The organism is Chitinophaga jiangningensis (genome assembly GCF_900142605.1).
Taxonomy (GTDB): domain Bacteria; phylum Bacteroidota; class Bacteroidia; order Chitinophagales; family Chitinophagaceae; genus Chitinophaga; species Chitinophaga jiangningensis.
The window spans coordinates 593,117-616,104 of the sequence record NZ_FRBL01000004.1 but is presented as its reverse complement, the minus strand read 5'-3'; the positions used below and the strand labels follow the sequence as shown (position 1 = coordinate 616,104).

General features: G+C 47.1%; 20 protein-coding genes. 10 read left to right on the top strand and 10 right to left on the bottom strand.

Features of this window, described 5'->3' with window-relative positions; translation table 11 throughout:
- Positions 1-56: 56 nt before the first annotated feature.
- Positions 57-674 carry a hypothetical protein gene (locus BUB18_RS12780; protein ID WP_073081255.1) on the top strand — a complete coding sequence of 206 codons (618 nt, stop codon included), beginning with the start codon at positions 57-59 and terminating at the stop codon, positions 672-674.
- Here the strand turns inward: BUB18_RS12780 and BUB18_RS12775 are convergent.
- Positions 671-1,321, bottom strand: a complete 651-nt coding sequence (locus tag BUB18_RS12775) for a hypothetical protein (RefSeq protein ID WP_073081254.1) — start codon at positions 1,319-1,321, stop codon at positions 671-673. The two genes, BUB18_RS12780 and BUB18_RS12775, sit on opposite strands and share 4 nt — an antisense overlap.
- 167 nt (positions 1,322-1,488) lie before the next feature.
- Here BUB18_RS12775 and BUB18_RS12770 point away from each other — a divergent pair, with 167 nt between their 5' ends.
- The gene (locus BUB18_RS12770; RefSeq protein WP_073081253.1) at positions 1,489-2,472 is read left to right on the top strand and encodes a pyruvate dehydrogenase complex E1 component subunit beta; all 984 of its coding nucleotides are present in this window, start codon (positions 1,489-1,491) and stop codon (positions 2,470-2,472) included.
- A 293-nt stretch (positions 2,473-2,765) separates the two neighbouring features.
- Here BUB18_RS12770 and cysM read toward each other — a convergent pair whose 3' ends face one another.
- Positions 2,766-3,647 (bottom strand): cysteine synthase CysM, encoded by an 882-nt coding sequence (cysM, locus tag BUB18_RS12765; protein ID WP_073081252.1) that lies wholly within the window; start codon positions 3,645-3,647, stop codon positions 2,766-2,768.
- A 9-nt stretch (positions 3,648-3,656) separates the two neighbouring features.
- Positions 3,657-4,460 (bottom strand): serine O-acetyltransferase, encoded by an 804-nt coding sequence (locus tag BUB18_RS12760; RefSeq protein ID WP_073081251.1) that lies wholly within the window; start codon positions 4,458-4,460, stop codon positions 3,657-3,659.
- Between the two features lie 206 nt (positions 4,461-4,666).
- Between BUB18_RS12760 and BUB18_RS12755 the strand changes: the two genes are divergently transcribed.
- Complete coding sequence (locus BUB18_RS12755; protein ID WP_073081250.1) at positions 4,667-5,851, top strand: sigma-54-dependent transcriptional regulator; 1,185 nt, start codon at positions 4,667-4,669, stop codon at positions 5,849-5,851.
- A 15-nt stretch (positions 5,852-5,866) separates the two neighbouring features.
- The gene (locus tag BUB18_RS12750) at positions 5,867-6,520 is read left to right on the top strand and encodes an alpha/beta fold hydrolase (protein ID WP_073081249.1); all 654 of its coding nucleotides are present in this window, start codon (positions 5,867-5,869) and stop codon (positions 6,518-6,520) included.
- Here the strand turns inward: BUB18_RS12750 and BUB18_RS12745 are convergent.
- Positions 6,512-7,384, bottom strand: coding sequence for a MerR family transcriptional regulator (locus tag BUB18_RS12745; protein ID WP_073081248.1), 873 nt, complete (start codon positions 7,382-7,384; stop codon positions 6,512-6,514). The two genes, BUB18_RS12750 and BUB18_RS12745, sit on opposite strands and share 9 nt — an antisense overlap.
- Before the next feature lie 137 nt (positions 7,385-7,521).
- Between BUB18_RS12745 and lepB the strand changes: the two genes are divergently transcribed.
- The 3 genes from lepB to BUB18_RS12730 all read left to right on the top strand — a co-directional run bounded on the left by lepB (position 7,522) and on the right by BUB18_RS12730 (position 10,064).
- Positions 7,522-8,712, top strand: coding sequence for a signal peptidase I (lepB, locus tag BUB18_RS12740; RefSeq protein WP_073081247.1), 1,191 nt, complete (start codon positions 7,522-7,524; stop codon positions 8,710-8,712).
- A 16-nt stretch (positions 8,713-8,728) separates the two neighbouring features.
- Entirely contained in the window at positions 8,729-9,214 is a 486-nt protein-coding gene (locus BUB18_RS12735; RefSeq protein ID WP_073081246.1) for a cytidine deaminase, read from the top strand.
- Positions 9,215-9,281: 67 nt separating this feature from the next.
- On the top strand, positions 9,282-10,064 hold the full coding sequence (locus BUB18_RS12730; protein WP_073081245.1) for a tetratricopeptide repeat protein: 783 nt from the start codon (positions 9,282-9,284) through the stop codon (positions 10,062-10,064).
- Positions 10,065-10,252: 188 nt separating this feature from the next.
- Here the strand turns inward: BUB18_RS12730 and argS are convergent, their stop codons facing one another.
- The 3 genes from argS to BUB18_RS12715 form a co-directional block, all read right to left on the bottom strand.
- Positions 10,253-12,181 (bottom strand): arginine--tRNA ligase, encoded by a 1,929-nt coding sequence (gene argS / locus BUB18_RS12725; protein WP_073081408.1) that lies wholly within the window; start codon positions 12,179-12,181, stop codon positions 10,253-10,255.
- Positions 12,182-12,365: 184 nt separating this feature from the next.
- A complete protein-coding gene (locus tag BUB18_RS12720) occupies positions 12,366-12,953 on the bottom strand; it encodes a porin family protein (RefSeq protein WP_073081243.1) in 588 nt (195 codons plus the stop codon).
- 142 nt (positions 12,954-13,095) lie between these two features.
- Positions 13,096-14,487 (bottom strand): OmpA family protein, encoded by a 1,392-nt coding sequence (locus tag BUB18_RS12715; protein WP_178372134.1) that lies wholly within the window; start codon positions 14,485-14,487, stop codon positions 13,096-13,098.
- Between the two features lie 317 nt (positions 14,488-14,804).
- Between BUB18_RS12715 and dnaK the strand changes: the two genes are divergently transcribed.
- The 3 genes from dnaK (at position 14,805) to BUB18_RS12700 (ending at position 20,467) form a co-directional block, all read left to right on the top strand.
- The gene (gene dnaK, locus BUB18_RS12710) at positions 14,805-16,709 is read left to right on the top strand and encodes a molecular chaperone DnaK (RefSeq protein ID WP_073081239.1); all 1,905 of its coding nucleotides are present in this window, start codon (positions 14,805-14,807) and stop codon (positions 16,707-16,709) included.
- Positions 16,710-16,821: 112 nt separating this feature from the next.
- A complete protein-coding gene (locus BUB18_RS12705; RefSeq protein ID WP_073081237.1) occupies positions 16,822-19,479 on the top strand; it encodes a 4-alpha-glucanotransferase in 2,658 nt (885 codons plus the stop codon).
- The gene (locus BUB18_RS12700; RefSeq protein ID WP_073081236.1) at positions 19,454-20,467 is read left to right on the top strand and encodes a dipeptide epimerase; all 1,014 of its coding nucleotides are present in this window, start codon (positions 19,454-19,456) and stop codon (positions 20,465-20,467) included. Before BUB18_RS12705 ends, BUB18_RS12700 begins: the two co-directional genes overlap by 26 nt.
- Positions 20,468-20,499: 32 nt before the next feature.
- On the opposite strand, the gene BUB18_RS12695 is transcribed toward BUB18_RS12700, so the two are convergent.
- From BUB18_RS12695 to BUB18_RS12685, 3 genes are read right to left on the bottom strand one after another with little or no spacing between them, the layout of a single operon-like run.
- Positions 20,500-21,117 (bottom strand): hypothetical protein, encoded by a 618-nt coding sequence (locus BUB18_RS12695; RefSeq protein ID WP_073081234.1) that lies wholly within the window; start codon positions 21,115-21,117, stop codon positions 20,500-20,502.
- 49 nt (positions 21,118-21,166) lie between these two features.
- Positions 21,167-21,448, bottom strand: a complete 282-nt coding sequence (locus BUB18_RS12690) for a hypothetical protein (RefSeq protein ID WP_143159930.1) — start codon at positions 21,446-21,448, stop codon at positions 21,167-21,169.
- Positions 21,429-22,961, bottom strand: a complete 1,533-nt coding sequence (locus BUB18_RS12685) for a C25 family cysteine peptidase (protein WP_178372133.1) — start codon at positions 22,959-22,961, stop codon at positions 21,429-21,431. Before BUB18_RS12685 ends, BUB18_RS12690 begins: the two co-directional genes overlap by 20 nt.
- Positions 22,962-22,988: the final 27 nt, after the last annotated feature.

The window sequence follows — 22,988 nt, the reverse complement described above, 5'->3', positions numbered from 1 at the left end:
GCATTCAGCCCTGCTTACAAGACTAAAACATTTTTGCTAACCTTTATTTTAATAGTATGTACAACAAAAGATCAGGGCTGATCTTAGGGTTTCACGGCTGCAATGCAAGCCTGGCAAGACAAACGGTGCTTTTAAACCAAACTTTAAAGAAAAGCCACAATGGTTATGATTGGTTAGGCCACGGGATATATTTTTGGGAGCATAATTTAAAGCGTGCCTGGACGTTTGCGGCCAAAAAATGTAAGAAAAATACAAGTATGGCGAGACCTGGAGTAATTGGTGCTGTAATAGACCTTGGAAATTGCCTGGATCTGCTTGACAAGAATTGTTGCCAATTACTGCAGAGCTTTCACAAGCTTTTATTAACGATCAAACAGGATTTACCACAAAATTCCCTAATTGACAAAAACAATATTTTTTTAAAAAGGGAATTAGACTGTACGGTATTAGAATTATTCCATTTGTGGAATGAATCATGCGGTTTCCCTGCATTTGATTCCGTACGTCAGGCATTTGAGGAGGGGCCGGTCTTATATAAAGATTCAGCCTTTCGAGAAGAAACACATATTCAAATCTGTATCAGAAATCCCAAATGCATAAAAGCCTACTTTCTACCAATAAAAGATTATGCACTAACGGATACAGAAAATGAATATGCTAAAGAACATTTTTAATTAATATACCCCTGCCTCAGCGGCACAATTGTATCCACCCTGATTGTACCACCCTTTGTACCACCGGCTGTTAACTGTATATGTACACTGTCATTGCCCAGTTTACTGAGTTTAACAGTCCCGGGAGCCGCCCCGGGATTTATTATATCCGGCGTTATCTTCTCAAAAAACCAGTATTTATCTTCTACCATACTATAAGTAGGATAACGGGTAAGGATACCCGTACTTTTCGTTTGCATGGCAAAGTCGTCATCAATCTTAAACCGCTCAAAATCACTATCGGCAAATAGGGTGAGGGAGGCCAGGATAGTAATTGTCCGCAAAAACGGGAGCAGCAAGCCTACCACCAGCACCACCGGAAAGGCAAACAACGAGGCCAGGTAGTAATACCGCGCATTGATCTCCGGCTTTGATAACCCATATAATATAAATCCGCTGCCGGCATACAAAGTCAGGAACATCCGCTCCGTTTGCGTGCCCTTGAAGCCATACCCGTTTATGCTCAGTATGATACTGATTACGGAAAGTACCAGGAAAATAAGGTGAAAGTTCCAGGTCAACAGGCGGGCTACAGGCGCTTTAATGTCCTTGATGCGGAAGGAAATAGCAGCGATATAGGAAAGACTGAGCAAAGTTACAGTGATCATCTCATCAGTATGTGAAATGTATTTAAATATCAATTTATAAATATATAAAATATTTACTTTATGATCCCGGCTTTTTTTTCCTTTGCTTTTTCGACAACAAACGATAAATTTGCCCTGCCTAAATGAAGACTTAGGCAATTAAACTTTCAAACTTTATTAAGATTAGCATGCGTCAGATAGCTTTCAGACAAGCCTTAAGAGAAGCCCTGCAGGAGGAATTTCGCCGTGATGAACGGGTTTTCATAATGGGGGAGGAAGTAGCCGAATATAATGGTGCTTATAAAGTGACCCAGGGAATGCTGGATGAGTTTGGACCAAAACGCGTTATCGACACACCTATCGCTGAGCTCGGCTTCGCTGCCATCGGTGTTGGTGCTGCACAAAATGGTCTCCGTCCGGTAGTGGAATTCATGACCTGGAACTTCGCTGTTCTGGCACTGGACCAGATCCTCAATACCGCTTCAAAAATGCTGGCAATGAGTGGCGGCCAGGTAGGTTGCCCTATCGTTTTCCGCGGACCTAACGGTTCTGCAGGTCAGCTGGGTGCTCAACACTCCACTGCATTCGAAAGCTACTATGCCAACATCCCGGGCCTGAAAGTAATCTCCGTATCTAACCCATACGACGCAAAAGGCTTACTGAAAGCAGCTATCCGCGATGACGATCCGGTTGTTTTCATGGAGTCTGAGCAGATGTACGGCGATCTGGGTGAAGTACCTGAAGAAGAATACATCATCCCTATCGGTAAAGCCGACATCAAACGCGCCGGTAAAGACGTTACCATCGTGTCTTTCAACAAAATGATGAAAGTAGCACTGGGCGCCGCTGAAGAACTGGCTAAAGAAGGTATCGAAGCTGAAGTAATCGATCTGCGCACCATCCGTCCGCTGGATTGGTTCACCATCCTGGAATCAGTGAAGAAAACCAACCGCCTGGTAATCGTGGAAGAACAATGGCCTTTCGCTTCCGTTTCTTCCGAAATTACCTACCGTATCCAGAAAGAAGGTTTCGACTACCTGGATGCTCCTATCCGCCGCATCACCGCTGTGGATGCTCCAATGCACTACGCACCAAACCTCGTGAAACTGTACCTGCCTGATATCGAGCGTACCGTTAAACTGGTGAAAGAAGTAATGTACATGAAAAAATAAGTTTACAACTGCTTATTATACTATTAAGGCTGGGCTAAAGGATTTCCTTTAGCCCAGCCTTTTTTATGTTGATTCGTTTGTCTTTTTTTTAGACGCAAAACCTTCGGTTTTGCTGCTGTTGTTCCACGCTACGCGCGGGAGAACTACTGCTCTGATGAGGGTTGGAGTGTATTCCGCCCTGCGCATGGAATGGCCATCTTTCCCGGGTAAGCTGCAAAACCTTCTTATAAACAACAAAACACAAGTCTTTGCTGCTTAATTTGCTTTGCTGCTCTGCGAGCAAAAAAGACCGGTTAAGCAAATAAATCACTACTCAGATAACGATCCCCCCGATCACAAATAATACATACAATCACCCCTTTCTTCAACTCCGCCGATAACCGCGCCGCCGCTGCTACCGCACCACCACTGCTCATGCCACAAAACACAGCTTCCTCCCGTGCCAGCCGCTTCGTCATCGTTCTGGCCTCGGCCTCACTGATGTCCATTATCCGGTCGATCCGCGAACGGTCAAAGATCTTTGGCAAATAAGCCTCCGGCCATTTCCGAATCCCCGGAATCTTCGATCCTTCGGTAGGCTGACAACCCACAATCTGAATTTCCGGATTCTGCTCTTTCAAAAACTTTGAAACGCCCATTACTGTACCGGTAGTGCCCATGGCACTCACAAAGTGCGTTACCCTGCTCTGTGTATCCTTCCAGATCTCCGGACCGGTAGTTTTATAGTGCATCATATAGTTATCCGGGTTACCAAACTGATTCAGATTAAAATACCCGCCTTTTTCCAGCTGCGCCGTGGCGTAGTCGATAGACCCTTCCATCGACAACTCTTTCGGTGTCAGGATAACTTTAGCACCATACGCCTGCATCGTTTGCACGCGCTCGGCAGTAGCATCTGCCGGCATTACAATTTCTATCTCTATACCAAACAAATTGGCAATCATGGCTAACGCAATACCGGTGTTACCACTGGTGGCCTCGATCAACTTCATCCCCGGCTTCAATTCTCCTCTGTCCAGCGCCCCCTTGATCATCCCATATGCCGCCCTGTCCTTCACACTGCCACCAGGATTATTGCCTTCCAGCTTTCCGTAAATCGTTACAGCCGGCTTGGCCGAAATCTTCTTTAGTTCTACCAGTGGGGTATTGCCCACCAAATCCAGTATTGTTGCCATGGTTATCAGTTACAATTCAGTTAATCGATGTTCTGCTTTATAATAAATCCGCGAAAATGGCTCTACACTTTTGATCAGCCACACATTACCGCCAATAATACTGTGATGCCCCACGATGGTATCACCACCCAATATGGTAGCCCCCGCGTAAATAATCGTATGCTCTTCAATGGTAGGATGACGCTTGTTATGCGCCATCTCCTTGTCCACACTCAACGCTCCCAGCGTTACGCCCTGGTAAATCTTTACATGCGGCCCAATCACCGTCGTTTCTCCAATTACCACACCGGTACCATGATCTATGCAAAACCAGGGCGCAATCACCGCACCGGGATGAATATCGATGCCAGTCCTGCTATGTGCCTGCTCCGTGATCATCCTTGGTAATAAAGGTACTTTCAGCTTATGCAGAATATGTGCAATCCTGTAAAAGGCTACTGCATAAAATCCGGGATAAGCCCTGATCACCTCGTACAAACAGGTGGCTGCGGGATCTCCGTGCAAAATAGCATCTGCATCTTTTCTTAAATCCTCATACATTCCCGGTATCTGCTTCATAAACTGCGCGCTGAGCTGCCTTGCAGGCGCAGGCAACTGATGCTCCATCGACAACAGCAGGGTTTCCAGCTGCTGCTCCAGGTGATGCCCATACTGCTCCAGCAATACAGGATCGGCCATCACATGGCCGGTATGTTCAGGAAATAACCAGTTCAGTAGATTATTGGCAAGGTCGTTGACGGCCCCGGTCGACGGAAAGGCATTAGCCGCCGCCATTTCGTGCCGTCGCTTTAATTCTTCCAGAAAGTCGTTCATATACTATGAGGTTCGGAATTACAGGAAAGGCCTGTTATTTACAGATAAAATTACATATAAATCTACAAAGGTAGTAGACTATTTATGATATTTGGCTGCGTTTTACTACGACAGGTAGTTTAGCCACAATTTTAGCATCTTCTTATACCGGATTCTTAGGTAAGAATCTTATTTTTGGCGTCTGTTGATTAACACTAAACTTTACTATGGCTAACATTTTAATTATTGACGATGAAAAGAGCATCCGTAAAACCCTGACGGAAATATTAAGCTACGAAGGGTATAAGGTAGATGAAGCCGCAGATGGTCAGGAAGGTTTTAAAATGTTTCAGGGAAAGCAATACGATGCGGTATTGTGCGATATAAAAATGCCAAAAATGGATGGACTGGAATTCCTGGAAAAAGCCAGGGAAGTAAATCCGGACATCCCCATCATCATGGTTTCCGGCCACGGAAACATTGATACAGCCGTAGATGCAGTGAAGAAAGGAGCGTATGACTATATCTCCAAACCACCGGATCTGAACCGGTTGCTGATCACCCTGCGCAACGCCATGGACAGAACCACACTGGTAACTGAAACCAAAACGCTGCGCCGTAAAGTAAATAAAGTGCCTGAAATGATAGGGGCATCGGCACCTATCCTCAAAATAAAAGAAACGCTGGAAAAAGTGGCGCCTACAGATGCCCGCGTACTCATTACCGGTGAAAACGGAGTGGGTAAGGAGCTGGTAGCCCGCTGGCTGCATGAGCTTAGTAGTCGCGCTGCCGGCCCTATGGTAGAAGTAAACTGCGCCGCCATCCCCAGTGAACTGATTGAAAGTGAACTGTTCGGTCACGAAAAAGGTTCCTTCACCTCCGCCGTGAAACAACGCATCGGTAAGTTTGAACAAGCTTCCGGTGGTACCCTGTTTCTCGATGAAATCGGCGACATGAGCCTCAGCGCACAGGCCAAAGTGCTGCGTGCTTTACAGGAAGGAAAAATTACCCGCGTAGGTGGCGATAAGGAAATCAGTGTAGACGTTCGCGTGGTGGCAGCAACCAATAAAGATTTGCTGAAAGAAGTGGAAGATAAAAACTTCCGTCTCGACTTATACCACCGCCTCAGCGTAATTCTCATTCATGTGCCTTCCCTCAACGATCGCCGCGACGACGTGCCTTTGCTCGTAGAAAGCTTCCTGGATACTGTTTGCAGCGACTATGGTATTGCCCGCAAAGGCATCGATAAGGACGCCATGAAAGCTTTGCAAAATCACAACTGGTCCGGTAATATCCGCGAACTCAGAAACGTGGTGGAAAGGCTTGTAATCCTTTCCGGTAAAACCATCTCTGCGGAGGATGTAGACGATTTTGTAGTGCCAAACCGGGAGAAGAAAAAAGTAAATTCCTAATAAAATATTCCAGCAATGTCCAGCAAGCATTTGTACCTGATAAGCGGACTGGGAGCGGATGAAAGAGTATTTCAACAGCTGCGGTTCCCGGACGGTTACGAGGTGCATTTTCTGCCCTGGATAACGCCACAACCTCATGAGCCCATCAGCAGTTATGCCGCCCGTATGGCTGCCGGTATCACTGCTGATGGCCAGGTAAGCCTTGCGGGGCTTTCATTCGGCGGTATCATGAGTATCGAAATTGCCAAACTGCGCCCCATACATCAAACCATTCTTTTATCCAGCATCAAGCAAACCAGCGAAAAACCTGCGTACTTCAACTGGATCAGGCGATTACAGCTCACTAAGCTACCCGACTTTATCATCTTCCAAAACCGCACCCGCATTGTGGAATATTATATGGATGTGAGTAGTCCGGAAGAAAAACAATTGCTGAGAGATTACCTGGCGCGTAAAGACTATGCCTATTCCCGCTGGGCTTTTGACGTGATCCTCAACTGGGAAAACGAGTTTCGCCCGCAAAACCTGGTGCATATTCATGGGGATAAAGACCATCCCTTTCCGATTAAGTACCTGCAACCTACCCATATCATCCGCAATGCCGGTCACTTTATGGTGTACAACCGCGCGGTGGAGGTGAGTCAGATTCTCGCTGAAGTCCTAAGCTAATAATTGTGATAACTCATTCATTTCAGTGAGTATTGTTACGCGTAAGTCGCTGAAGTTATGCTCCAGTAAGGATTTTGGTCCGGAGAGATATATGCGCACCGACGGATATTGCTGATTAAGATCCTGGATGTACCGGTGCAGTAATTGGGGATTAGAACTGGTTACCATATGAGAATACAGTGCTGTAACCCCGCTTTTGTTCAGGAATGGATCCAGGTCCCGAAGGGGTACATTGGGGCCAAAATACGTTACCTTCTTCCCATATTTTTTAAGCATGAAATACACATACAGCAAGGGAATTTCATGCAATTCCCCCTCAGGCTGAAACAGGAGGAAATGGTCGGCTGCCGCATAGTTCATGGGCAGGCTATCAATCGCTACCATCAGTTTGGTGCGGATAATGGCACTGCAAAAGTGTTCCTGTGCCGGCAGCATCTGATCTGTTAGCCAAAGGATACCTACTCTTTCCAGGAAAGGATAGATCACTTTATCGATAGCGGCTTCTATGCCATGGGAGCGGATTACACTGGATATAACCGTTTCAAATTCCTCGGCATTATAGTGCAGGGTAGCGCTCAGCAGATCGTTGATCTGCAGACACAGGTCGGATGATTGATCCGATATTGCAAGGCTGAGCGTATTCCTTTCCTGCTCTGACAGGGCGGCAATACGGGAGATTTTAACTCCGTGGTGGTATAAGTAGGCAATTTTCAGGAAGGCTTTGAGGTCTTCCCCATCATAAATCCGATGGTTTGTGTCTTTTCTACGCGGCTGACAAAGCTGGTATCGTTGTTCCCAGATCCTTAATGTGTGCGCCTTTATACCAGTGAAGTTTTCAATATCCCTGATAGAAAAACTGTTCAATTGGCGTCAGGTATAGTATCCGGGCAAATGTATAAAGATTAAGGTATTTTTAAGAAAACTTTTCCTATATAAAAGCTGGAAGGAGAGGACAGAATATTATATTTGCCTTTTTAAGCATTTAACTTAAGCCTAACTGAATGAACCTGGCATTTTGGAAAAACAATAAGGATAAGCAGCCTAAGAAGAAGAAGTCTGCAGTACGTGAATGGCTGGATGCAGCAATTTTTGCTATTATCGCCGCAACCCTGATACGCACTTTCATCTTCGAAGCTTATACCATTCCTACTCCCTCTATGGAGAAGACGTTGCTGGTAAATGACTTTCTTTTTGTAAGTAAGATCAGTTATGGTCCCCGTATTCCGATGACGCCGCTGGCAGTGCCTTTTGTGCATCATACCATGCCACTCACCAAAAATACACCTGCATATTCTGAAGCTGTTAAATGGAAATATCGCCGTTTGCCAGGCATTGGCGAGGTGAAAAGATACGATGTTGTGGTATTTAACTTTCCTGAGGGAGATACTGTAGCGCTTGATGCTGCGGACCCAAGTTACTACCGTATGGTTAGGCAGATGGGATGGACGGAGGTTAACAATAACTACAAGGTGATTCACCGTCCGGTGGATAAACGGGAGAACTACATCAAGCGTTGTATGGCCGAAGCGGGTGATACGCTCACTATCGTGCATGGCGCAGTTTATTTAAATGGTAAGGCAGCACCGGTACCGGTAGCCAGTCAGCACCGTTACACCGTTGTCACAAACGGGGAACCGCTGAACCCTTCCCGCCTCGAAGAAATGGGCATCAGTGGTCCTGACGCTACCCTGGACGCCAGCACTTATGTGTACAACCTCACACCAGCGCAGGTTACCAGTCTGAAAAAATTCGATATTATCAAAAGCATCACAGTTTTCGAAGAGGCCAATATCAGCGCTATTTACGATTACAATGATATTTTCCCGCATGATACGGCTCACTTCCACTGGACAGAAGAGAACTTCGGCCCGCTGTATATTCCTAAGAAAGGAGCTACAGTAACGTTGAACGACAGCAATATCGCGCTCTACGACCGCATTATCCGTGTGTTTGAAAACAATACGCTGGAAAGAAAAGATGGTAAATTTATCATCAATGGTCAGCCAACAGAAAGTTATACATTCAAAATGAACTATTACTGGATGATGGGTGACAACCGCAATAATTCACTGGATTCCCGCTACTGGGGCTTCGTTCCTGAAGATCACGTAGTAGGAAAGGCGTGGATGATCTGGATGAGCTATGGCGAAGGTGGTATCCGCTGGAGCAGGCTGTTCAGAACTATTAAATAACCCTAAATCAACTACCATGGCAAAACAGCTGCAACAATTCGAATACACCGTATACGAAGATATCACTGAACTTAACGATGCAGATGCCTGGTTACTGACAGAAGCACGCGATGTTACGCACCATGCGTACGCACCATATTCACATTTTCAGGTTGGAGCCGTTGCCAGGCTTGCTAACGGCGAGATCATCGCTGGCTCCAACCAGGAAAACGCCTCTTTTCCTGTTGGCCTCTGCGCCGAAAGGGTAGCACTGGCAGCAGCAGCTTCCGTATATCCTGAAGTGGCCATCGATACGATTGCTATCAGTTACCACAACCTCAATGGCGACAGCTCTCAGCCCATTTCACCCTGCGGCATCTGCCGCCAGTCGCTGGCAGAAGTAGAAATGCGCCAGAAAGAGCCTATCCGCCTGATCATGGGTGGCCTTAGTGGTCGCGTGATTGTAGTGGAAAGAGCAAATGACCTCCTGCCCTTTGCTTTCTCCGGAGAAATGCTCGGTTAAAAAGATTGTAGGATAATATATAAATTAAAATTAGTTTATATATATTTGCTGGTATAAATGCCATACCATGAAATCCTATACCAGACGATTGCTGGTGCAGGCAATCGGCCTATGTTTAACCGTGTCATCTGTAGTTGCAGGCGTTAGTAACCCTGGCCGCGACAAAGCCGCACAATTATTTAAGGAAGGACTGACTCTGCGTAGAGCCGGCGCCGTAGTGGAAGCTACCGCAAGGTTTAATGCGGCGATAATGGCCGACAGCACCTATGGTGCTGCCTGGAGTGAGCTGGCAGATATTTACTTTGCAGAAGGAGATTTTACTTTGTCACTGTACCACAGCCTGGTAGCCAGGAATCATGGCAGTACCGCTGCCACGGGACAGGCAGGACTCAGCTATTACCGGTTGAAGCAGTATGATAATGCGTTGGAGCTATTGTCGCTGGCAGCTGCTGACAGCCTGGCCACCACTAATGTTATATTTAGCCTTGCAGGGGTGTATGCGCGACAGGAGCACTACCGGGAAAGCATATACTATTATGAGCGTGGCATTACGGAAAGTGTCGTTGTGGCAGATGACAGTCAGAAAAAAAATGTCAGTGACAGTGTGTTACTGTCACAAATTGCCAGGGATACAGCGGAACCAAAAATATTATATTGTCTGGCCCAGGCAGCCCAGCGAAAAGGCTATCACAAAGCCGCCGCCGGCATCTGGCAGTTATTATTACGTGTCCAGCCCGCCAATGGCTTCGCCATGTTTATGATGGGAAAAGCGTATATGGATATGGGTGAGATGGTGTTGGGAGAAAAAATTTGTGATCAGGCACAGGAATTAGGAGAGATACAGAACTAACGTGTTGGTATATACGTTATTAGACTAAAGATATTCCGCCACAGGAGGAAGTAGTAGAAGCGGTGTTCCGGGAAAGGCAAGCTCCCTGCATTGCGCTGAGGACTGTGGTATTTTCTTCGACAGTTTGGCCACGGTGGCTGCAAGCTGTTAACGCTGCGAACCAGTTGGTTCGCAGCGTTTTAATTTTATTACATACGCTCAGGTACGCGGATACCGAGCAGTTGCATGCTTTTGGCAATGGTATTGGCGGTGAGCTGAATGATTTGCAGACGGAGTTTTTTCTTATCTGCGTCCGCTTCATCGCGGATGGGATAAACTGATACGTTATCCACTTTTTCAGCATAAAAGGCATTAAATGTTTGTGCCAGCAGGAATGCATAGTTTGCAATTACTGAGGGACTCATCTCTTTATGTGCGTCAGCCAGAATGGTAGGGAATTGCTCATTTATAAAGAGTAATTCTTTTTCCAGTGGGAGTAAAGTGCCCTGATAAGTATAATCTTGCAGGTTAGCTACCTCACCAACGGCTCTAATAATAGATTTAATACGTGCATGCGCGTATTGGATATACGGTCCGGTAAATCCGTGCAGATCAATGGATTCTTCCGGGTTAAAGATCATTCGTTTCTTAGGATCCACGCGCAGCAGGAAGAATTTCATCGCGCCGAGGCCGATGGTTTCGTAGAGTTCATCCAGCTCATTTTCGGAGAAGTCAGCCAGTTTTTTGCCGGCTTCCTGCGTTTTAACTGCAGCGGTTTTCACCATTTCGTCGATCATGTCATCTGCGTCTACTACGGTACCTTCCCTGCTTTTCATGCGGCCATGTGGTAATTCCACCATGCCATAGCTGAGGTGAAAGATGCCGGGTGCTGCTGGTTCTCCGAGTTTTTCGAGGATGAGTTGCAGTACCTTGAAGTGGTAGTTTTGCTCGTCGGCTACTACGTAGATGCTTTGATCCATGTGGTAGTCGTCGTATTTCAGACGGGCGGTACCCAGGTCCTGGGTCATATATACGGAGGTACCATCGCCGCGGAGGAGCAGTTTTTCATCCAGTCCGTCAGCGGTGAGGTCGATCCATACGGAGTTGTCTTCTTTTTTGAACAGTACACCTTTACGGAGGCCGTCTTCCACGAGGTCTTTACCAAGCAGGTAGGTCTGGCTTTCGTAGTACATTTTATCGAAGTCGATGCCCAGTTTTTTATAGGTGACATCAAATCCTTCGTATACCCATCCGTTCATGGTGTTCCAGAGTTCGCGTACTTCCGGGTTACCGGCTTCCCACTGCTGCAGCATTATTTTTGCCTGCAGCATGATCTCTGTTTTATTACGGGCAGCCTCTTTAATATCGCCCATAATTTTGGCTACTTTCTCTTCGTTCTCCTTTACTTCAGGTTTGTGAAGGGCAGTTACCAGTTTCTCCAGTTTCTCAGTTTCAGCGGCATTGAAATCGCGGAAATCGTGTTCCAGTACGCGATCTATGATAGGCTCGGCCTGTTCTTTTACTACGCTTTCGAATTTCACGTAGTAGTCGCCCACGAGGTGGTCACCTTTAATGCCGGTGGATGCCGGGGTATCACCGTGTGCAAACTCCTGCCATGCCAGCATGGATTTACAAATATGGATACCGCGATCGTTTACCAGGTTGGCTTTAATGACTTCGTAACCGTTGGCTTTCAGGATTTCTGCGATGGAGAAACCGAGGAAGTTATTACGGAGGTGACCCAGGTGAAGGGGCTTATTGGTATTGGGAGAGGAGTACTCTACCATGATTTTCTTACCATTGGCAGGTTGGACGCCAAAGTTTCTATTGGTGAATTCCTTTTTCAGGAAGTTTGACCAGTACTGCGCGTTAATGGTAAGGTTCAGGAATCCTTTTACTACGTTAAATGCAGAAAAGAGTTCCGGATTATTGGCTACCAGGTATTCACCGATGTTTTGACCGGCTTCTTCTGGTTTTTGTCGGCTGAATTTGGTGAAAGGGAACGTAACAATGGTGTATTCACCTTCGAACTCAGGTTTGGTAATATTAACAGAGATGTCAGTTGCTGCTACCTGTTGGTCGTAAAGTGATTTAATGGCGGCCACTGCGGCCATTCTGATGGATTGTACAACACTCATGCTGAAAATGGTTAATGCGAGCAGCAAAGATAATCGTTTCTGGCTAAGTCCAATAAGCGTGTTTAGTACCGGTTTTTTAGTATCGCCTTGGGCGTCAATAAAAAACCGGGGGAGATAAGGGCCTTTGGCCCTTATCTCCCCCGGGGTAGTCCAGCGCGCAGCGCTGAACAGTCACTACAGCGACTTAAAAAGAATAAAACAACCCGATTTGTGCTACAGAGTTTTTAGAATCAATGTTCACATCATCATTGTAGATATTGGTCAAACCGAAGTTATATCTGCCTGAGAATCCGAGGCCGTTATCCAGTTTATATCCAAATCCGAGCCCTAAGCCGAAGTCGGCGGTAGTCATTATGTCTTTATAATCCTTGTTGGTATTATCACCTACTTTAGTTTTGGCAGCCAGCAGGAAACCTACCTGCGGACCTGCTTCCACGAAGAAGCTTGGTGCAATGGAGTACTGTACCATCAATGGGATGTTCAGGTAGTCAGTAGCGATGGTAACGTCTTTTAATGGAATACCGAGTATAGTGCCGGATTCCAGTTTAGTACCCTGACCAGAGTACAGGAGTTCAGGCTGGAATGCCCATTCTTTGGTAATGGCAAAGTTAGCGTACACACCAGCGTTGAACGAAGCGCGTACTTTATTATTATCATACTGCGTCATTTTCGCCAGGTTGAGACCACCTTTTACACCGAAGTTAACATTTTGTGCCTGTGCTGTCAGGAACGAGCCAAGGGCAATGATGCCGGACAGAATAAGTTTTTTCATGATATGTTTATTTGAGGCAGGGAAAATGCAATAACTGTGCCGGGTGTACGAAATATTTAATTTTTTTATACTGTAATAGTTGGGGTAATAAAAAAGGCTCCATTATGAAGTGGAGCCTTTTTTATATTAAAGCAATGGCTTTTTAGTAAATATAGAACTCAACGCGTCTGTTGCGCTGACGGCCTTCAGCTGTTTTATTGGACGCAATAGGCTGGGACGGACCATAGCCCAGGGCTTCAATTTTATTAGGCAGCACGCCTTTGGATACGAGGTAGTTTTTAACCGCCTCAGCTCTTTCTCTGGAAAGTTCCATATTGCGTTTGAGGCTACCTACGTTATCCGTGTGACCGGAAAGTTTGAGGTTGAGGTTTTTCCGTTTCAGGAGTTCAGCCACGCGATCCAGTGCAGGATAAGATTTTTCCTTGATGGTTGCTTTGGCAAAATCAAACTCAAGGTTACGGATCGCCTCTTTAACGATGGTTTGATCTTCTTCCGTAATAATTACTTTTTCCTCAATTTTCGGAGGTTCAGGCAGCGGGCAGCCGGAACCGTCTACCTTGGTTTTAGCAGGGGTGTTAGGGCATTTATCGAAGTAGTCAGAAACGCCATCACCATCGGCATCTGCTGTCAGTTTATTCACGTCATCAGCCAGCTTGGCATTAGCAGTGGTGGCAGCAGCAAGGGTTTTTGCCAGGTTCTTTTTCTCCAGCAGCAGTTCATCATAGCCTTGTTTGGCAGGGTTATGAAACTGCAGGTCAGGCTTGCCGGATTTACCCAGTGCAAACTCCAGCCCTACGCGTGCATAAGAGAACTTATCCTTATTAGGACCATACACGTATCCGTCGAGGTTATCCCCATCTGTATAATACATCGTATAGGCGAGGTCGACATTAATTCCTTCCGCCACTTTGAACTTAATACCAGCCCCTACAGGGATAACAAGTTCTTTGATATCGCCATCGGGTTTATACCTGTACTCAGATCCCCGTTTGTCGGTGAGCTTAGGGCTGTAGCCTGCTAAACCTCCACCCACAGTGGCATAGAGCACTGCAATATTCTGTTTGGTAATCCAGTTAACCGTCGTGATATTAAACACTGCACTGAGGGTTCCGGAGTATTTCAGCGTGGTTTTATACTCCAGGTAGGGTCTGCCGGCGTCCATTGGATTCACGCCATTCCCCAGGTTCTTTTCATTATTAGCTTTCAGGAAACCACCCAGGTAATCAGCCCGGAGGCCAAAGAAATGCAGTATCTGGTATTGAACATAGGCGCCGTAGCCAATATTGGGTTTCCATTTGGTGAAGTCGTTGCTACCGCCGGTAGCAGCTACAGGGGCCAGTGCGCCTACATTAAATCCCGCAAACCACCTGTTGTAGTGCTTACCTCCTTTAAACATAGGGGCGGTCATTTGTTCCGGGTCACCTTCAACGGTAACATAGGCCTCTTGTGGCGGCTTCAATTCCTGGGCCTTGCTTACGGCTGGCATGAGTGCCAATGTGCCAATGGCCACATGTAATAGCATGGTTTTTTTCATGGACATCACGTTAAATGCTGATGAATTGGTTGAAATAATAAAAATGGATTCTGGTTGGGGATAATAGAATCTTTACCAGGCGGGCAGAGGTTATGAACAATAAGGCCGGTGTAATTGTCTTTTAAAGACATTTGTTGAAGGCCACCAGGCCGATTGAGTAAAAATAATGATTTCTAATATAAAATATCATTTATCTCATAAATATCTTATAAAAAAAACCGACTGACATATTTACAGATTGATTCCGCTTGGCATAATCATTGACAAAATTCCGACAACACGCATTTAACTTACAACTAAAGGAGAATCTTAATACTATGGGAAAAATAATAGGCATTGACTTAGGAACTACCAACTCATGCGTTGCCGTTATGGAAGGTAACGAACCGGTAGTTATTGCCAATGATGAGGGAAGAAGAACGACCCCATCTGTTGTGGCATTTTTGAAAAATGGAGAAAGGAAAGTGGGTGACCCTGCAAAACGCCAGGCTATTACCAACCCCGTGAACACTATTATGTCAGTTAAACGTTTCATGGGCCGTCATTTTGACGAGGTATCCAACGAACTGACACATGTTAGCTATAAAGTAGTAAGGGGAGATAATAATACCACCCGTATAGATATTGATGGCAGATTATATACACCGCAGGAAATTTCTGCGATGATTCTGCAAAAAATGAAGAAAACCGCAGAAGATTACCTGGGTCAGGAAGTAACTGAAGCCGTAATCACTGTGCCTGCATACTTTAACGATGCACAACGTCAGGCAACCAAAGAAGCAGGTGAAATCGCCGGTCTGACCGTTCGTCGTATCATCAACGAACCTACCGCAGCTGCACTGGCTTACGGTATGGATAAAAAACACGCCGACAGCAAAATCGCTGTGTTTGACCTTGGTGGTGGTACCTTCGATATTTCCGTACTCGAACTGGGCGACGGCGTATTCGAAGTGAAATCTACCAACGGTGATACCCACCTGGGTGGTGATGACTTCGATAAAGTAATCATGGACTGGCTGGCCGACGAATTCAAGAAAGATGAAGCGGTGGACCTGCACAAAGATCCAATGAGCTGGCAGCGCCTGAAAGAAGCAGCCGAAAAAGCTAAAATCGAACTGTCTTCTTCTGCTGAAACAGAAATTAACCTGCCTTATATCACCGCTGTGGACGGCGTGCCTAAGCACCTGGTGAAAAAACTGACCCGCGCGAAATTTGAACAACTGAGCGACAGCCTGGTGGAAAGAACCCTGGAGCCTTGCCGCAAAGCATTACAGGACGCCGGTATGTCAGCTTCTGAAATCGATGAAGTAATCCTCGTAGGTGGTTCTACCCGTATTCCTAAAATCCAGGAAGTGGTAGAGAAATTCTTCGGTAAAAAACCTAACCGTGGTGTAAACCCAGACGAAGTAGTAGCCGTAGGTGCTGCTATCCAGGGTGGTGTACTCACCGGTGAAGTGAAAGACGTACTCCTGCTGGACGTTACGCCGCTTTCTCTCGGTATCGAAACAATGGGCGGTGTAATGACCAAACTGATCGAGTCTAACACTACCATCCCTACTAAAAAATCTGAAACATTCTCTACTGCTGCTGACAGTCAGCCAAGCGTAGAAATTCATGTACTGCAGGGTGAAAGACCAATGGCTAACCAGAACAGAACACTGGGCCGCTTCATCCTCGGTGATATTCCTCCTGCTCCACGCGGCGTTCCTCAAATCGAAGTTACCTTCGATATCGACGCCAACGGTATCCTGCACGTAACCGCTAAAGATAAAGGAACTGGTAAAACCCAGAACATCAAAATCGAAGCTGGTAGCGGTCTGAATAAAGAGGAAATCGAAAAAATGAAAGCAGAAGCGAAAGCTAATGAAGCCAGCGATAAGGAAGCTCGTGAAAAAATCGAGAAACTTAACAAAGCGGACAGCCTCATCTTCCAGACAGAAAAACAACTGAAAGAATATGGTGATAAGCTGTCAGCTGATAAAAAAGCTGCCATCGAAACTGCTCTCAACAAACTGAAAGAAGCACACAAATCTCAGGACAGCGCATCTCTGGATGCAGCTGAAGCTGAACTCACTGCTGCATGGACTGCTGCTTCCGAAGAAATGTATAAAGCGACCGAAGGTCAGCCTGGTGCCGCTCCTCAGGATAACGGCGGTCAGCAACAGTCCCAGGGCAACGCTGGTGACGGTGTAACCGACGCTGAGTTTGAAGAAGTAAAGTAAGTACAAAGCAAACATAATGAACCAAAGGGTGTCTCAGTTTTGAGACACCCTTTATTTTTTCCGGCAAATCGTAAAACATTTTCCTAATTTGTACCGGTTTAGCAGGGTCACAATGTATTACAGACTAAGGTTCTATCTTCACTATCAAACCCGTTTCGGGCAGAATTTATTCCTGCTCGGCAATATTCCCGTTCTGGGAAATAACCTACTTTCCAGCGCTGTACCCATGCAATGGCATAAAGATGGCTGGTGGTATGCCGAAGTGATGATACCACAGGATGAACTCCCGGAATTTCAATACTCCTACATCGTACGTGAACTGGAAGAAACCATCACAGAAGGCTCCCTTCGAAAAGTGACCCTCCGCGCCGGCGCCCCCCTGGAACAACTGTTTGTGGATACCTGGAATAACGCCGGCGACTACGAAAACAACTGGTCCACCGCACCGTTTACACGCGTGTTTTTTCCGCACCGCGCAGTAAACATTCCCGGCATTTTAACCGCTACGCACCTGTTTAAAGTAAAGGCGCCGCTGCTGCCCCCGCACCATACCATCTGCCTGCTCGGCAGCTGCCCACAACTGGGCAACTGGAATATCGAACAACCGTTACTCCTGCAATACACTACAGATGGTTGTTTTACTGCAGGCGTAAACCTCCCCGACACCAATTTGCCAGTATATTACAAGTACGGCGTTTTTGATCTGGAACACCAACAGCTGCTTCACTTTGAAACCGGTGGAAACCGCATACTTCATTTCGAAGCACCTCCCGGTACGCAGGTAACATTGCACGACGGCTACGTTAGAAAAGAATATGATTTTTGGAAAGGTACAGGTGTTGCTGTTCCGGTGTTTAGCTTGCGATCCGCCACAGGAATGGGAACAGGGGAGTTTGCTGATATCCCGCTGCTGGCTGCATGGGCCGCACAAAACAATATGCAGCTCATTCAGTTGCTGCCCGTGAATGATACCACCATTACCGGTACTTGGACGGATTCTTATCCGTATGCGGCCATTTCCTCCTTTGCACTACATCCGCTTTATATCCGGCTGGAAGCGGTGGGTAGCCTGCCTGCCACACATGCGCTTGCTCAGCAATTACCGGAATTACGGCAGCGACTAAACGAACAGGATACACTCGATTACGAAGCAGTAATGCAGTTCAAACTGGCCTATCTCCGTGCCTTATATGAACAGCAGGACGGAAAGCTGGAAAGTCGCCAGTACTGGCAGTGGTTTGCCGCCAATGAACATTGGCTGCTACCGTATGCTGCCTTCAGCTATCTGCGGGATCGGTTTAAAACAGCAGATTTTTCGCGATGGTCAGGCTACGAGCGTTTCCGGCAGCGCGATATCAACCAGTTAATCGTTCAGGAGGCGAATGCCGCTGAAGCAGTCAGGTTTTACTTCTTTATACAATATCACCTGCACCTGCAACTAAAAGCAGCAGTAACGGCATGCAGGCATGCAGGCCTCGCACTGAAAGGTGACATACCGATTGGCGTGGCCCGCCACAGCGTGGAAACCTGGATGCATCCGGAACTGTTTCATATGGATATGCAGGCAGGTGCACCGCCAGACAGCTTCACTACCGCCGGTCAAAACTGGGGCTTTCCTACCTACAACTGGAACCGCATGGCCGCCGATGGCTATGAATGGTGGCGGCAGCGACTGCAACATATGTCCGCCTACTTCGACGCTTTCCGTATAGATCATATCCTTGGATTCTTCCGCATCTGGCAGATTCCTTATGAGTCGGTGCAAGGCATACTGGGATATTTTCATCCAGCCGTTCCCGTTAGCAGGGAAGAACTCTTATTTTTAAATATCAATTTCACTGAATCGCGCTTTTGCGAGCCGTATATCACTGATCAGTTGCTGGATGAACGTTTTGGCGTATATGCGGATATGATAAAAGATACCTACCTGGTTAAATTATCATCTGGCAGATATGCTATGCAGCCGGGTTTTGACACCCAGCGGAAAATTCAGCAGCAGCTGCTGCCGGCAGGTATGAAAGCCGCATTGGATCAACTGCTCACAGATGTGCTGTTTATCCGCGAATCCAGAAATGGGACCACCGTTTTTCATCCCCGGTTCGACCTGATGTCCACCGCGTCTTTTGCTGCCCTGGAGCCGGAAGTACAAACGAAACTGCGTCAACTATATCACCATTATTTCTACGTGCGACAGGAAAATATCTGGCGCAAAGAAGCATTACGTAAGTTGCCGTATATCAGTAAAGCTACGGATATGCTGATATGTGGAGAAGACCTAGGGATGGTGCCTGCCTGCGTGCCCGGAGTTATGCGGCAGCTGGGTATCCTGAGCCTGGAAATTCAACGCATGCCTAAGCATGCTGACAGCCTGTTTCAAAGTCTGCATGCTTTGCCTTACCTGGCGGTGCTTACACCCTCCACCCACGACATGCCTGCCTTACGCGAATGGTGGGAGGAGGATCATACCGTTACGCAGCTTTACTGGCAACAGGTACTGCACCGCAAAGGCACGGCACCGGCTACCTGCAGCCCTGACATCTTACTACAAATAATACAACAACACTTGCAATCTCCGGCAATGTGGCGTATATTTCAATTACAGGAATTGCTGGCAATGGATAGCCTGCAGCCCGCCGTGGCACCGGAAAAGGAGCGCATTAATAATCCTGCGGTGGCCACGCACTACTGGCGATATCGTATCGGCATCAACCTGGAAGATTTACCTGTAAAAACCAAAGAAGCCAATGGAACTGCATCTATATCCATATGAGCTGAAATTCAGACATACATTCACTATTTCCAGAAAATCCAAAGACGTACAACCCATCCTGGTGGCTGAGCTGATTCATAATGGTGTCAGCGGTATTGGTGAAACGGTGGACAACTCCTACTATAACATGACGGTGCCCGCGTTAATTACTGCGATCAACGAACACCGCTCTTTCATAGAACAATATCAGTTTACTACACCGGAGCAGTTTTGGACCGACTGCTACCCGCTTTTTGCCGGCAATATGTTTGCCCTGTGTGCGCTGGATATTGCCGCGTGGGACTTATACGGCAAACAGCGGGGACTGCCGCTGTATCAGCTGTGGGGTCTGGATCCTTCGAATAATCCGATGACGGATTATACCATCGGCATTGATACAATTGAGAACATGGTACGTAAGCTGAGGGACTTCCCATGGCCTATCTACAAAATTAAATTGGGTACAAAAGAAGATATTGCCATCATTACTGAATTGCGCAGGCATACCAATGCTATTTTTAGGGTAGATGCCAATTGCGCGTGGGGGGTAGAGGAAACGATCCGGAATGCCGCTGCCCTCAAAGGTTTGGGCGTAGAATTCATTGAGCAACCTATGGCTGCTGCTGATACGGAAGGGATGAAAAAGGTGTATGAGCAAAGTGTGTTGCCTTTAATAGCAGATGAAAGCTGTATAGAAGCTACAGATGTAATCCGCTGTCATGGCCTGTTTCACGGTATTAATATCAAGCTGGTAAAATGCGGAGGCATTACACCGGCATTGAATATGATTAAAGAAGCCCGTAGTTTAGGCATGAAAGTGATGACCGGCAGTATGAATGAAGATACAGTGGGCGCCTCTGCAGTAGCCCATCTGCTGCCACTGCTGGATTATGTGGACATGGATGGCCCGCTGTTGCTGGCGGAAGATACGGCAACGGGTATACGAATGGAGAATGGGCGCATTATTTATGCGGACAGGCCTGGTACCGGTGCGTTGTTGAAGCGTTAAACTTTCTGCAAATCCCCTGCGGGAATCAATTTTTATGGTTTAGTAAATCCTGGCCAGAGTATTTCCTGGTAGTTGTCGAGCGCTTTCACTACGGCCTGGAGAACCTTTGGATGCCGGAGCCGGCCATGATCCCTGGTAACAATGATACGGTCTGCATAAGCAGCCAGCAGCGAAGGGTGTTGCAAAAGGGAATCAGGTACCTGGGCGGCAAGTATTTTCATGCCGGTAGATGAGAACGGCCACTGCGCAGCAGTTTCCTGTAACTGCTCCAACAGCTTACTATTCGTTGCATGACTTTTATTCAGTCCTGCCAGGTCCGGCAGATAACGCAGGGACAGATCAGCGCTGTAAATGGTTGCAGCATTTATAGCACCGCTAAAGGGTACCAGCAGCCGGGTAATATCTTCATCTTCGGGGGAGCTGATTGTGAAGAGTTGCGCGGTGCGGTAAATGTAGGTAGCTCCCCAGATAGCGGCATCCGCGTGAAATGCGGGGGCTGTACCAGGCATATCCGGCACATCGTTGTGATAAAACGATTGGAGTATAGTGACAGTTTCCTGTAAAACGTCGGCAGAAAACGGGGATATATCAGTGTCCACAGATACTTTACCGTCCTGTATCAGGGTGGTAATAAATATAGCTAGATTCATAGGTAACAAAGCACATTGCTTTCACACAAATTAGTAAAATAAGTGTTAGCTAAACAGCATCGTTTACTTCTTTCCAGGAAGTGACGAGGAAAACGTAATCCACGATAGTGCCGGTGGCGGTAATCATTTTACCGGCCATGGGCATGAGTGGGTTTTCCATGAAAGGGTTACCGGCAGCCGGCCTGATGAGGTAGTCCCCATCATCGGTTGCGAGGTATACTGCCAGGTGCTCGCTTTTGCTGTGCATGCCAAATATGCGCAGGGCAAGGCGTCCACGCATGGTAACGGTACCTGGCTGTTTGTCTTTATTGTTATCTGCTGACATATTCACGATAACCTAGAATTTGATTGTTTTTCTCTTTTACCACCAATACTTTGACCATTGGCGCTTCGGTAGCAGTTTCGGAAGTAGATTCCGAAAATACATGAAATTTCACAGATGCACTATTACTTTCATTATTCTTTTCATGTCGCTTATTATGGCGGTTGATGAAGAGTTTTTTTCCGTGCTGGGTACTGAATTTGCGCTGTTGCAGCAGGTTGTCCAGGGTTTCTTTCAGGTTGTTGTCCGGCTCGTCGTCTTCGACAGTCGGTTCCGGGCTGGCGATGAAGTAGTCGAGCATTTTTCCTCTGGCTTCCAGGTTTTCCCGTCTGTTTTGCACGGAGTTAATGAAGGACTGGGAATCGTCTACTGACGAGTCTTTTTCATTGATCACCGGTTGGATAGACGGGTCGCCGAGCAGATTGAACTGGGCGGCTGTTTTAAGTTCGAAGGGGTCCAGGGTGGGGCCCATTTCGTTGAGGAACTTCTGGCGTGCTTCGAGGAGGGCTCTGCCGGTGCTGGCGCCATTTAGTACGTTGATGACAAAGAATTGTGTGAGCAGGTCGGCCAGGCCTTGTCCGGTCGAGGGGCCGTAGGCGATATTGGTGCTGCCGAGAAATGCGATGGCATTGTTTTTCAGGTAGCTGCTGGCCATGCTGATTTGCCGGAATACATTTTTAGCGGGATCAAACAGTTGGGCGCCGTAGCAGCATTCTGCGGCTACGACTGTTCCTTTGTTGATCAGGCCATTGATTTTATCCGATTTCATAGCCAGCGGAAATTCTGATTTCTTCTGGCCGTAGTAGCGGGGATTGTTAATAGCACCGTGGCAGTTGATGAAATGTGTTTTAGGCAGCAATTGCTCAGCTGTCCACAATCCGTCGGTGTTAATGGCTTCACTGGGGATGATGCGCAGGGCGGCGTTGTTACCGAAAATATTAATGAGTGATCGTTGGGTGGAGTCCTGCCAGTCGAAGGTGCTCAGCGAAAAATAGTTTTCGTATGTCTGTCGCGCATCCGGCGTATAGTCCAGCACATGTTGGATCAGCTGCAGGATATACTGTGGATCTTTCCCTCCCGGCAGATCAGGTAAGCGGCCCACCACGCGGGTAGGTGCGATGAAGCGGCCGGGGTCTTTGTCGTATGGTGCGTCACAGGCGTAGGGCAGGTCGCTCGGGATCATGGAATCCGGGTCGTTGCCACCTGAAACGAGGTTGGTAAGGCGTTGAAAGGGGATTACGTCCTGGGCGCCCAGGAGCATGATATAACCGGGTGTAAAGTGCCTGTACAGGGCATCAATCGCGTCTTTGTTCTGCTGATCATCTGTGGGGGTGAGCACAGCGGTGGCGCCAAAGCTGCTCATTTGTTCCGCATCGTCTACGAATAGGATAATGGAGTCGAGTCGCTTTGTTTTATCGGACAGGACTATTTTATCGAGGGCTTGCAGTACAGTCAGGTGAGCGTCGCCGTACTTGGAAATCAGGGCGCTCTTGTTAGTAATAATGAGTTTTGTTGATTGCATATTAATAATCGGGGTTCCCATTAGCAT

Coding starts and splice junctions, on each gene's coding strand:
- BUB18_RS12780 (WP_073081255.1), top strand. CDS start 57: ATGTACAACAAAAGATCAGGGCTGATCTTAGGGTTTCACGGCTGCAAT.
- BUB18_RS12775 (WP_073081254.1), bottom strand. CDS start 1,321: ATGATCACTGTAACTTTGCTCAGTCTTTCCTATATCGCTGCTATTTCC.
- BUB18_RS12770 (WP_073081253.1), top strand. CDS start 1,489: ATGCGTCAGATAGCTTTCAGACAAGCCTTAAGAGAAGCCCTGCAGGAG.
- cysM (WP_073081252.1), bottom strand. CDS start 3,647: ATGGCAACAATACTGGATTTGGTGGGCAATACCCCACTGGTAGAACTA.
- BUB18_RS12760 (WP_073081251.1), bottom strand. CDS start 4,460: ATGAACGACTTTCTGGAAGAATTAAAGCGACGGCACGAAATGGCGGCG.
- BUB18_RS12755 (WP_073081250.1), top strand. CDS start 4,667: ATGGCTAACATTTTAATTATTGACGATGAAAAGAGCATCCGTAAAACC.
- BUB18_RS12750 (WP_073081249.1), top strand. CDS start 5,867: ATGTCCAGCAAGCATTTGTACCTGATAAGCGGACTGGGAGCGGATGAA.
- lepB (WP_073081247.1), top strand. CDS start 7,522: ATGAACCTGGCATTTTGGAAAAACAATAAGGATAAGCAGCCTAAGAAG.
- BUB18_RS12735 (WP_073081246.1), top strand. CDS start 8,729: ATGGCAAAACAGCTGCAACAATTCGAATACACCGTATACGAAGATATC.
- BUB18_RS12730 (WP_073081245.1), top strand. CDS start 9,282: ATGAAATCCTATACCAGACGATTGCTGGTGCAGGCAATCGGCCTATGT.
- argS (WP_073081408.1), bottom strand. CDS start 12,181: ATGAGTGTTGTACAATCCATCAGAATGGCCGCAGTGGCCGCCATTAAA.
- BUB18_RS12720 (WP_073081243.1), bottom strand. CDS start 12,953: ATGAAAAAACTTATTCTGTCCGGCATCATTGCCCTTGGCTCGTTCCTG.
- BUB18_RS12715 (WP_178372134.1), bottom strand. CDS start 14,487: ATGAAAAAAACCATGCTATTACATGTGGCCATTGGCACATTGGCACTC.
- dnaK (WP_073081239.1), top strand. CDS start 14,805: ATGGGAAAAATAATAGGCATTGACTTAGGAACTACCAACTCATGCGTT.
- BUB18_RS12705 (WP_073081237.1), top strand. CDS start 16,822: ATGTATTACAGACTAAGGTTCTATCTTCACTATCAAACCCGTTTCGGG.
- BUB18_RS12700 (WP_073081236.1), top strand. CDS start 19,454: ATGGAACTGCATCTATATCCATATGAGCTGAAATTCAGACATACATTC.
- BUB18_RS12695 (WP_073081234.1), bottom strand. CDS start 21,117: ATGAATCTAGCTATATTTATTACCACCCTGATACAGGACGGTAAAGTA.
- BUB18_RS12685 (WP_178372133.1), bottom strand. CDS start 22,961: ATGCAATCAACAAAACTCATTATTACTAACAAGAGCGCCCTGATTTCC.